This window comes from Kibdelosporangium persicum (assembly GCF_013280595.1).
GTDB lineage: Bacteria > Actinomycetota > Actinomycetes > Mycobacteriales > Pseudonocardiaceae > Kibdelosporangium > Kibdelosporangium persicum.
Window position 1 is genome coordinate 250,778 of sequence record NZ_JAAATY010000013.1, and the last position, 12,605, is coordinate 263,382.

The following is a 12,605-nucleotide window of genomic DNA, read 5'->3' on the forward strand; positions in this document are numbered from 1 at the left end:
GAGAAGAGGTCGGAGCCCGTCGCCATCGTGGGAATGGCGTGCCGCTACCCGGGCGGGGTCTCCTCGCCGGAGGACCTGTGGCAGCTGCTGGCCACGGGCGCAGACGGCGTGTCGTCGTTCCCGGAGGACCGCGGCTGGGACATCGAATCCGTGTACCACCCGGACCCCGGGCACGCCGGTACCTCCTACGCACGCGAGGGCGGTTTCCTCTACGACGCCGCGGAGTTCGACTCCGGTTTCTTCGGCATCTCACCCCGTGAGGCCCTCGCCATGGACCCGCAGCAGCGGCTGCTGCTGGAAGTGTCCTGGGAGGCCGTCGAACGGGCCGGGATCGACCCGAATTCGTTGCGGGGCAGCAAGACCGGTGTGTTCGCCGGCGTGATGTACCACGAGTACGGCCGGGGCGTGTCCGGGATTTCCGAGGATGTGGCGGCGTTCCTGGCCAACGGGACGGACGCGAGCGTGGCCTCGGGCCGGGTGGCGTACACCCTCGGTCTCGAAGGGCCAGCGGTCACAGTGGACACTGCCTGTTCCTCGTCCTTGGTGGCGTTGCACTGGGCGGTGCAGGCGCTGCGGTCCGGGGACTGCTCGATGGCGCTGGCCGGTGGCGTCACGGTGATGTACACGCCCGAGACTTTCATCGACTTCTCCCGGCAGCGTGGGCTGGCCGCGGACGGCCGGTGCAAGTCGTTCGCCGGCGCGGCGGACGGCACCGGCTGGGGTGAGGGTGCCGGCGTGCTGCTGATCGAGCGGTTGTCGGACGCCCAGCGGCACGGGCATCCGGTGCTGGCGGTGATCCGGGGTTCCGCGGTGAACCAGGACGGCGCGTCCAGCGGTCTCACCGCGCCGAACGGCCCGTCACAGCAGCGGTTGATCATGCGGGCGCTGTCCGACGCGGGACTTCGGACGTCCGATGTGGACGCTGTGGAGGCGCACGGCACCGGGACCAGGCTCGGCGACCCGATCGAGGCGCAGGCCCTGCTCGCGACGTACGGCCAGGAGCGGGAAACACCGCTGTGGCTCGGGGCGATCAAGTCGAACATCGGTCACACGCAGGCGGCCGCCGGTGTGGCCGGTGTGATGAAGATGGTGCTCGCCCTGCGGCATGGCGTGCTGCCCAAGACGTTGCACGTGGACGAGCCCACCCCGCACGTGGACTGGTCGGCGGGCGCGGTGGAGCTGCTGACCGAGGCCCGGCAGTGGCCTGAGGCCGGACGGCCGCGGCGGGCGGGAGTCTCGTCCTTCGGTATCAGCGGTACGAACGCGCACGTCATCCTCGAACAGGCCCCGCCACCGGAGACGGCCGAGACCACCGCGGTGGAAACCGCGGTAGCCGAGCCGCTCGGCATCGTGCCGTGGGTGTTGTCGGCGCGTTCGGCGCAGGCACTGTCCGCGCAGGCCAGGAACCTCGCGACTTTTGTGGACGACCAGCCGGAACTGGACCCGGTCGACATCGGATTCGCGCTGACGGCCAGCCGGGCGGCACTGGAGTACCGCGCGGTCGTGATCGGGACCGGCCGGGATGATCTGCTGGCTGCCGTCCGTCGGCTGGCCGACCGGCAGGCCCCTGCGGTGGCTGTCGGCGACGGCAGGCTTGGGGTGCTGTTCACCGGTCAGGGCTCGCAGCGGCTGGGCATGGGCCGGGAACTGTACGAGACGTACCCGGTTTTCGCTCAGGCGTGGGACGAGGTGTGCGCGGAGCTTGATCCGCTGTTGCCCTCGCCGTTGCGTGACATCGTCTGGGGCGAGGACGAAGAGGCGCTGAACCAGACCCAGTACGCACAGGCCTCGCTGTTCGCCCTTGAGGTCGCGTTGTTCCGCCTCGTGCAGTCCTGGGACGTGACCCCGGAGATGCTGCTCGGCCACTCCATCGGCGAGGTGACCGCGGCATATCTGGCCGGGGTGTGGTCCCTGGCCGACGCGGCGAAGCTCGTGGCCGCGCGCGGGAAGCTGATGCAGGCTCTGCCCAGCGGCGGCGTGATGTACTCGGTGCGGGCGGCGGAGAACGACGTCACGCCGCTGCTGGACGGGCAAGTGAGCATCGCCGCGATCAACGGGCCGTCCTCGGTGGTGATCTCCGGTGCCGCGGACGCGGTGCACAAGCTCGTGGAAACGCTGCGGTCGCGGGGGCACAAGACGAAGGCCTTGCGGGTCAGTCACGCGTTCCACTCGCCGTTGATGGAGCCGATGCTCGACGGCTTCCGCTCGGTGGTCGAAAGCCTGACGTACCAGGAGCCCGAGCTGCCGGTGGTGTCCAATGTGACCGGTCGCCTTGCGGAACCGGCCGACCTGTGCGATCCCGGCTACTGGGTGGCGCACGTGCGGGAAGCGGTCCGGTTCCACGACGGAATCCAGGCCGCGCACGCAGACGGAATCGGCACTTTCCTTGAGCTGGGACCGGGTGGCGTGCTCTCGGCGATGGGCCAGGACAGTGTGCCGGACACCGTCACCTTCCACCCAGGGCTGCGCACCGACCGCCCCGAAACGGGCGCGCTGCTGGACGCACTCGCCGGGGTGTGGACCCGCGGGGTCAGCGTGGCGTGGATAGCCCTGCTGCCTGGCGGACGGCGGATCGACCTGCCCACCTACGCGTTCCAGCGGCAGCGGTACTGGCTTGAGGGAACCGCGGCAACCGCCGACGTGTCATCGGCCGGGCTCGGCCCGGCGGACCACCCGCTGCTCGGCGCCACGCTTCCGTTGCCAGGAACCAACGGCTTCGTGCTGACCGGACGGCTGTCCACGGCTACCCACCCTTGGCTCGCCGACCACGTCGTTTCCGGCGCTGTCGTCGTGCCCGCGAGTGCCCTGCTCGAACTGGCGATCCAGGCCGGAGACCGGACCGGTTGCGAGGTGATCGACGGACTCACCTGGCACGCGCCCCTGATCGTGCCGGATCGTGGCGGAGTCCGGATTCAGGTCGTCGTCGGCGGTCCGGACGCTGACGGCCGACGGGACCTGTCGGTGTACGCCAAGGCAGCGGACGCTGCGGACGAGCAGTCCTGGACCCAGTACGCCACCGGTGTTCTGGCGTCCGCGAGTGCGCCGGCTCCGTCGTTCGAGGCGGTCTGGCCGCCGGCCAAGGCCGATTCCGTCGGCGTCGAGCGGTTCTACGACGAACTCGCGACCCTCGGATTCGGCTACGGACCTGTCTTCCAGGGCGTGCAAGCGGCTTGGCGCCGTGGCGACGAGCTCTTCGCCGAGGTCGCGCTGGCTGAGGACGCGACCGCCGAGGCGGAGGGCTACGCACTGCATCCCGCTTTGCTGGACGCCGCCCTCCAGGTGGTGACGCTCGCTGAGTCCGATGTGGACGGTCTGAGGCTGCCGTCGTCCTGCACGGGGTTCCGGCTGCACGCGCTCGGCGCCACCACGCTGCGAGTCAGGATCTCCCCGGCAGAAGGGGACTCTTACGCGATCGTGGCCGCCGACAGCGCCAACGACGTGGTCTTCTCGGCGGACCAGCTGACGCGGCGGGCAGTGGCCGCCGACGAGATCGCCGCCGGCACAACGGCACAGGAACCGTTGTACAAACTGGAATGGACGCAACTGCCACTGGGCGAGCGCGTCGATGGAACCTGGGCCGTCCTCGGTGACGATGTCGCGCTGGCCGAGACACTGGGTGCCTCCCTGCTGGACACGGAGGACGAGAACCTCGTCGCGCCGGACATCGCGGTGCTGCCGGTGCCGCACGGGGAGCCTGGCGAGGTGCCCGACGCCGTTCGCAGCGCGGTCAACCGGATGCTGGCCCGCATGCAGTCGTGGGTGACCGACGAATGGTTCACCGACACCAAGCTGGTGATCCTCACCCGTGGCGCGGTCTCGGTCGCGGGCGAACCGGTCGACCTGGCGATGGCGCCGGTCTGGGGCCTGATCCACTCCGTGCAGTCGGAGAACCCCGGCCGGATCGTGATGGTCGACATCGACGCCGCAACCCGGCTCGACGAGGTGCTTCCGGCCGTTGTGGACGCCGGTGAGCCCGAGCTCGCCGTGCGTGCCGGGCAGGTCTGGGCGCCGCGGGTGGCCACGTTCGTCCCGGACGACGACAAACCCGGTCTGACGTTCGATCCTGACGGCACGGTCCTGGTCACCGGCGGGACCGGCAGCCTCGGCGTGGTGCTCGTCCGTCACCTGGTGGAAGACCTCGGAGTCCGCAACCTGGTGATCACCAGCCGACGCGGCATGGCCGCCAGTGGCGCCGCCGAACTGCACGCCGAGCTGACCGGACTGGGCGCGAACGTCACGATCGCCGCCTGTGACGCCGCGGACCGCGAGTCGTTGGCCGGACTGCTGGCCACCATCCCGGCGGACGCCCCGCTGACCTCGGTGATCCAGGTCGCCGGTGTGCTCGACGACGGCGTGCTGGCCTCGCAGACCCCCGAGCGAATGGACAAGGTGCTGCGGCCCAAGGTGGACGGCGCCTGGAACCTGCACGAACTGACCAAGGACCTCGACTTGTCCTCGTTCGTGCTGTTCTCCGCCGCGTGCAGCGTGTTCGACGCGCCGGGGCAGGCGAACTACGTGGCGGCCAACGCCTTCGTCGACGCGTTCGCCGAATACCGCCGGGACCTCGGTCTGCCCGCCGTCTCACTGGCGTGGGGCCTGTGGGGGCAGGAAGGCGGCGGCATGGCGGGCACCCTCGCCCACAACGACCTGCGCCGGATGGCCCGTAAAGGCCTTGTCGCACTGGACTTCGACGAGGGCATGCGGCTGTTCGACGGCGCACTGCGGTCGGGCGAGGCAGTGGTCATGCCGGTGAAGCTCGACGTCAACATCCTCGCGGTGACCGGCGACTACCCGCCGAAGCTGGAAAGCCTGGTGCCGGTCCGCAGGCGGGCCGCGGCCGGCAAGACCACCGGTGGCGGGAACTCGCTGCGGGAGCGCCTGACCGGCCTGTCACCGGCCGACCAGGAGCGCGCCCTGCTGGACATGGTCACCACGCAGATCGCGGAAGTGCTGGGTTATGCCGACGGCAGCGTGGTCGAGTCGTCGCGGGCGTTCCGTGACCTCGGCTTCGACTCGCTGACCGCGGTGGAGATGCGTAACCACATCACCTCCGCCACCGGCCTGAGCCTGCCCGCGACGCTGGTCTTCGACTACCCCACGCCGGTGGTCCTGGTCCGGTATCTGCGGGAGGAACTGCTCGGCGCGTCGGACGCCCCGGGAAGCACACAGTCCGTCGTGGCGGTGGACAACACCGATCCGATTGTCATCGTCGGCATGGCGTGCCGGTACGGGGGTGGCGTGACCTCCGCGGCCGACCTGTGGAAACTCGTCGAGTCCGGCGCGGACGCGATCGGTGACTTCCCGTCGGACCGTGGCTGGGACGTCGAATCCCTCTACGACCCGGACCCCGGCAAGGCGGGCAAGAGCTACGTCCGGGAGGGCGGGTTCCTCTACGACCTCGCCGAGTTCGACGCGAAGTTCTTCGAGATGAGCCCGCGGGAGGCACTGGCCACCGATCCGCAGCAGCGAATCCTGCTGGAGACCGTCTGGGAGACGTTCGAGAGCGCCGGAATCGACCCGGCGTCCGTGCGCGGCAGCCGGACCGGCGTGTTCGCCGGGATCAGCGACCGCGACTACGCCCCGCCGAGCGACCAGGTGCCGGAGGAACTCGAGGGCTACATCGGGATCGGCAACGCGGCCAGTGTCCTGTCCGGACGGATCTCCTACAACTTCGGCCTTGAAGGCCCGACGGTCACCGTCGACACCGCGTGTTCCTCGTCGCTTGTCGCGCTGCACTGGGCGGCGCAGGCGCTGCGCAACGGCGAATGTGACCTCGCGCTGGCCGGTGGCGTCTCCGTGATGTCCACTCCGGACACGTTCGTGGCCTTCTCCCGGCAGCGTGGCCTGGCCCCGGACGGCCGCTGCAAGTCCTTCGCCGCCGCCGCCGACGGCACCGGCTGGGGCGAAGGCGTCGGGATGCTTCTCGTGGAGCGCCTGTCCGACGCCGAGCGCAACGGACACCGGGTGCTCGCCGTGGTGCGTGGTTCGGCCGTCAACTCCGACGGTGCCTCCAACGGCCTGACCGCGCCGAACGGCCCGTCGCAGCAGCGCGTGATCGAGCAGGCACTGGCCAGCGCCGGTCTGTCCACATCGGACGTTGACGCCGTCGACGCACACGGCACCGGCACCAAGCTGGGCGACCCGATCGAGGCGCAGGCGCTGCTGGCGACCTACGGCCGTGGCAGGCCCGCGGACCAGCCGCTGTTGCTCGGTTCGATCAAGTCCAACATCGGGCACACCCAGGCGGCCGCGGGTGTCGCCGGGATCATCAAGATGGTCCAGGCGATGCGGCAGGGCGTGCTGCCCAAGACGTTGCACGTGGACGAGCCCACGCCGCACGTGGACTGGACGGCGGGTGCGGTCGAGCTGCTCACTGAGCCCAGGCAATGGCCGGAGACCGGCCGTGCGCGGCGTGCGGCGGTGTCGTCGTTCGGTATCAGCGGTACGAACGCGCACGTCATCATCGAGCAGGCGGCGGAGTCTCCGGATGTGCCCCGCGAGATCCTGGAATCGGTTGTCGTGCCGTGGGTGCTGTCCGGCCGCACCGACGAGGCGCTGCGCGATCAGGCAGCGCGACTGCTGGCAGTCGACGGCGAACCGGTCGATATCGGTCTGTCGCTGGCCAAGACCCGCAGCACGCACGAGCGTCGCGCGGTCGTCGTCGGTGCCACCACGGAAGAACTGCGTGCCGGTGTCGCCGCGCTGGCCGCGGGAGAGTCGTCGGCATCGGTCGTCACGGGCGGAACTCTGCCTGGGCGGACGGCGCTGCTGTTCACTGGTCAGGGTTCGCAGCGGTGGGGCATGGGCGAGGGCCTGTTCAGGGCGTTCCCCGTCTTCGCGTTGGCGTACAACGAGGTCTGTGACCTGATCCCGGGCATCCGGCGGATCGGGGACGCCGCCGCGCTCGATCTGACCGGGAACGCGCAGCCCGCGATCTTCGCGCTCGAGGTGGCGCTGTACAGGCTGGTCGAATCGTGGGGCGTGCGGCCCGACTTCGTCGCCGGGCACTCCATTGGTGAGATCGCCGCGGCTCACGTCGCTGGTGTGCTGTCGCTGAAGGACGCTGCCACGTTGGTGGAGGCTCGCGGTCGGCTGATGCAGGCGTTGCCGACGGGCGGCGCGATGGTCGCTGTCGAGGCGAGCGAGGACGAGGTACGGGAGCACCTGTCGGCCGACGTGTCACTGGCGGCGGTCAACGGCCCGAACGCGGTCGTACTGTCCGGTGTGGCCGATCCGATCCGTGCGGTGGCCGAGCACTTCAAGGCGCAGGGCCGTCGGGTCAAGCAACTCGCGGTCTCGCACGCGTTCCACTCGGTGCTGATGGAGCCGATGCTCGACGATTTCCGCGCGGTCGTGCAGGGCTTGACCTTCAACGAGCCGCAGGTACCAGTCGTGTCCACAGTGGCCGGTGAGCCGACGGCCCGGATCGTCGATCCCGAATACTGGGTCGAGCACGTGCGGGAAGCGGTCCGGTTCGGCGACGCCGTCTCGTGGATGCGTGGTGCGGGCGTCAAGCGGTTCCTGGAGATCGGCCCGGACGGTGTGCTGTCCGCGATGGCCGACGACGGCGACGGTGTGTTCGCGTCGTTCCTGCGTAAGGACAGGGACGAGGAGACTACCGCGGTGCTCGCTCTCGGCACGGCGCACGCGCACGGTGTCCCAGTCAACTGGGAGCCGCTGTTCACCGGGACCGGTGCGCGGGTGGTCGACCTGCCGACGTATGCCTTCCAGCACGAGCGGTTCTGGCTGGATCGCGTCGCCGGTGGCGCCGGAGACGTGACCGCGGCGGGGCTGGTCACGGCGAATCACCCGCTGCTCGCGGCGTCTGTGGCGCTGCCGGACTCGGACGCGTTCGTCTTCACCGGCAGGCTGTCGCTGACGACACACCGCTGGCTGGCCGACCACGCGATCCTGAACACGGTCGTCCTGCCGGGCACCGGGCTGGTCGAACTGGCTTTGCAGGCCGGTGACCAGGTCGGATGCGGTGTCGTCGAGGAACTCACGCTGCTGGACCCGCTGCTGATCCCGGACACGGGCGGCATCCACCTGCGGGTGACCGTGGGCGAGGCCGATCCGGACGGTCGCAGGGAACTGGCCGTCTTCACCCGCCACGAGGACGGGGCCGGCCAGCCGTGGACCCGGCATGCCACCGGCGTACTGGCCAAGGAGACCGGCGCGGCCGTCCCGGCCGGCGAGATCGTCTGGCCTCCCGCCGACGCGGAGCCCGTCGAGGTGGGCGGACTTTACGCGGAGCTCGCCGAGACCGGTTACCACTACGGCCCGATGTCCCGTGGGCTTGTCGCGGCATGGCGTCGTGGTGCCGACACCTTCGCCGAGGTCGCGCTGCCCGAGGAACTCGCCAGTGCGGCCGGCGGTTTCGGCCTGCACCCGGCGCTGTTCGACGCGGTGCTGCACGCGGTCGGTGTCGGCGAAGACCGCGATACCGGAGGCCCTGAGCTGCCGTTCGCGTGGACCGGTGTCCGGCTGCACGCGGTCGGCGCGACCACGCTCCGCGCACGGTTGAGCAGGGTGGGGGAGAACGGCGTTCAGATCGTGGTGACCGATGGCGCTGGTGCCTTGGTCGCCACAGTGGACTCGCTGGTCATGCGTGAGGTGTCGGCCGAGCAGATGCGGTCGGCGGGCCAGGATTCGCTTTTCCGGCTCGACTGGATCACGGTGCCGCGGGCCTCGGCCGTCCCGCGGGCTCTCGCCGTGGTCGGAGCCGACGCGGATGTGATCGCGGAAGCCATCCGGCAGACCGACGTCGAGGTCGGCACCGCGCCGGACCTGCCTACTTTGTCCAAAGAGGACTCGCTGCCCGAGTTCGTCCTGCTGCCCGTGGTCGAATCGGGTGCCCTGCCGGGCGTGGTGCGCTCGGCCGTCGGCAAGGCACTGGAATCGGTGCAGGCGTGGCTGGCGGAGGACCGGTTCGCCGACTCCACACTCGTGATCCTGACCCGGGGTGCGGTCGCGGTGTCCGATGAGACCAGCCCGGATCCGGCGCTGGCGGCGGTGTGGGGCCTGGTGCGGTCCGCCCAGTCGGAGAACTCGGGCCGGATCGTGCTCGCCGACGTCGACGGAGACGAACAGTCACTGCGTGCGTTGCCCGCATTGCTCAGCGGAGGCGAGCCCCAGCTGGCGGTGCGTGGCGGGATCGCCTCGGTGCCTCGACTGGCCAGGTTCGGTCCGGTCGACCCGGAGCGGAACACGGTCTGGGCGGATCACAGCACTGTGCTGATCACCGGTGGTACGGGCATGCTGGGTGGTCTCGTCGCCCGGCATCTGGCCGAGAACGGGGCCAAACGGTTGATCCTGACCAGCCGCCGAGGCCTGGCCGCCGAGGGTGCGGCCGAACTGCGGGACGAACTGGGCGTGCTGGGCACGCAGGTGGACATCGTCGCCTGTGACGCGGCCGACCGTGACGCACTCGCCGCCGTGCTGGCGGCCATTCCGGCCGACACCCCGCTGACCGGTGTGGTGCACACGGCCGGTGTGCTGGACGACGGAGTCATCGACGCGCTCACGCCGGAGCGGATCGACACGGTGTTGCGTCCCAAGGTGGACGCGGCCTGGAACCTGCACGAACTGACCCAGCACCTCAAGTTGTCCGCATTCGTGCTGTTCTCCTCCGCCACCGGCGTGTTCGGTACGGCGGGACAGGCCAACTACGCGGCGGCAAGCACCTACCTCGACGCCCTGGCACTGCACCGGCACTCCCAAGGCCTGGCGGCACTGTCGCTCGGCTGGGGCCTGTGGGCCGAAAGCAGCGGCCTGACCGGCAAGCTCACCGACACCGACCTGCGGCGGATGCGGCGGGACGGACTGGTGCCGCTGTCCACCGAGGCGGGTGTGGCCTTGCTCGACGTGGTCGGCGCCGCCGACACCCCCGTGCTGATCCCGATGGGGCTGGACGCCAGGAAGCTCGCGGCATCGGACGAGGTGCCCACGATCCTGCGTTCACTCGTCCGGACCTCGACGCGCAGCACCGTCAGTGCCGTACCGGCGAAGTCGTTGCGTGACCGGATCACCGAGATCCCGCTCGCGGAACGTGCCGCGGTGGTGCTCGACGTGGTGCGCGGCCACGTGTCCACCGTGCTCGGGCACTCCGGGACCGGGACGGTCGACGCGGACCAGACCTTCCGCGAACTCGGGTTCGACTCGCTGACCGCGGTCGAACTGCGTAACCGGCTCAACGCCGCGACCGGTCTGCGGCTGCCGGCCACGCTGGTGTTCGACTACCCGACCTCCACCGCGCTGGCCGACCACATCCTGGCCGGTTTCCACCAGGAGGAGCCGGACGAGGTCGAGAAGGTCCTCGCCACCATCGCGAAGCTGGAGACCACCCTGTCCGCCCTGGACGTCGAAGCGGCCGCGCGGACGGACATCACCAAGCGGCTCGAGCGGGCGCTGAGCAGGTATCGCGACGGCGGTTCGGCAACCGCCAAGGGCGGCGACGTGCACAGCGACATCCGGGACGCCTCCGCCGAGGAACTGCTGGACGTCTTCGACCGGGAATTCGGCCGGTCGTGATCCACCCGAGCTCTCATCTCAACCTGAAGGGTCTGCTGTGACGGACGAGAAGCTTGTCGAGTACCTGAAGCAGGCGGCTATCGACCTCCGGGAAAGCCGCAGGCGGGTGTGGGAGCTCGAATCGGAGCCGATCGCGATCGTCGGCATGGCGTGCCGTTACCCGGGCGGAGTGTCCACTCCGGAGGAATTGTGGACGCTGCTGTCCGGTGGCGGCGACGCGATCACCGAGTTCCCGGCCGACCGCGGCTGGGATCTCGGCTCGCTGTACGACCCGGATCCCGAACACAGGGGCACCTCGTATGTCCGCGAGGGTGGTTTCCTGCACGATGCCGGTGAGTTCGACGCGGGGTTCTTCGGGATCTCACCCCGCGAGGCAGTCGCCATGGATCCCCAGCAGCGGCTGATGCTGGAGGTCTGCTGGGAGGCGGTGGAACGGGCCGGGATCGACCCGGCCACCCTGCGCGGCAGCAAGACCGGCGTCTTCTCCGGGCTCATGTACACCGACTACAGCTCGGTGACCGGGGTCTCCGAGGACGTGGCCGCGTTCCTCGGCAGCGGTTCGGACGGCAGCGTCTACACCGGACGGGTCGCGTACCAGTTCGGGTTCGAGGGCCCGGCGGTCACCGTGGACACGGCGTGTTCGTCGTCGCTTGTCGCCCTGCATCTGGCGATTCACGCGCTGCGGGCCGGGGACTGCTCGCTGGCGCTGGCCGGTGGGATCACCGTGATGTCCACCCCGGTCGCCTTCGTCGACTTCAGCAGGCAGCAGAACCTCGCCCGCAGCGGCGAGGTCAAGGCCTTCGGTGCCGGTGCCGACGGCACCGTGTTGTCCGAGGGCGCCGGGATGCTCCTGGTGGAGCGGCTTTCGGATGCCGAACGCAACGGGCACCCGATCCTGGCCGTGGTACGGGGTTCGGCGGTGAACCAGGACGGCGCGTCGAACGGAATGGCTGCCCCGAACGGTCCGTCGCAGCAGCGGGTCATCGGGCAGGCGCTCTCCGCCGCCGGTCTGGAACCCTCCGATGTGGACGTGGTCGAGGCGCACGGAACCGGTACGTCACTGGGTGATCCGATCGAGGCACAGGCCCTGATCGCCACCTACGGCCAGAACCGGGACAACCCGTTGTGGCTCGGGTCGATCAAGTCGAACCTGGGGCACACCCAGGCCGCGGCGGGCGTCGCCGGCGTGATCAAGATGATCCTCGCCATGCGGCACGGAGTGCTTCCGAAGACGTTGCACGCGGACGAGCCGTCGCCACATGTCGACTGGTCCGCTGGTGCAGTCAGTCTGCTCAGTGAGCAACAGGCCTGGCCGGAGACCGGGCGCCTCCGACGGGCTGCCGTGTCGTCGTTCGGTATCAGCGGTACGAACGCGCACGTGATTCTTGAGCAGGCGCCAGAGGCTCCGCAAGCGCCGCGCGAGATTGTGTCTGCTCCGTTGGTGCCGTGGGTGCTGTCGGCGCGCAGTGACGATGCGTTGCGGGCCCAGGCGTCACGGCTGCTGGCCGTGACGGGCGAGCCGGTCGACATCGGTCTTTCGCTCGCTACTTCTCGTACCGCACATGAGCTGCGGGCGGTCGTGCTTGGTTCGCATGATGAAACGTTGCGGGCCGGGTTGACCGCGTTGGCCTCGGGGGAATCCGCGGCGAATGTGGTGACTGGTCGTGCGGTCGCGGGCAAGTCCGCGTTCTTGTTCACCGGTCAAGGTTCGCAGCGGTTGGGCATGGGTGCTGGGCTGTATGAGGCGTTCCCGGTTTTCGCTCAGGCGTATGACGAGGTATGCGAACTCCTGCCGGGTGTTCGCGCGGTCTCCGACCAGGGGGTCCTGGATCAGACCGGTCATGCGCAGCCTGCGATTTTCGCGCTTGAGGTGGCGTTGTTCCGGTTGGTGGAGTCGTGGGGGATCAAGCCTGATTTTGTGGCTGGGCATTCGATTGGTGAGATTGCGGCGGCTCATGTGGTGGGTGTGTTGTCGCTTGCGGATGCTGCTCGGTTGGTGGAGGCGCGTGGTCGGTTGATGCAGGCGTTGCCGTCGGGTGGTGCGATGGTGGCTGTTGAGGCGAGTGAGGACGAGG

General features: G+C 69.7%; 2 pseudogenes. Both read left to right on the forward strand.

The features are described 5' to 3' along the window. Positions 1-12 precede the first annotated feature (12 nt). Positions 13-10,266: pseudogene (locus tag GC106_RS23945) on the forward strand (type I polyketide synthase); the annotation flags it as partial. A gap of 304 nt (positions 10,267-10,570) precedes the next feature. After that, positions 10,571-12,605 (forward strand): annotated as a pseudogene (locus GC106_RS23950) (type I polyketide synthase); the annotation flags it as partial.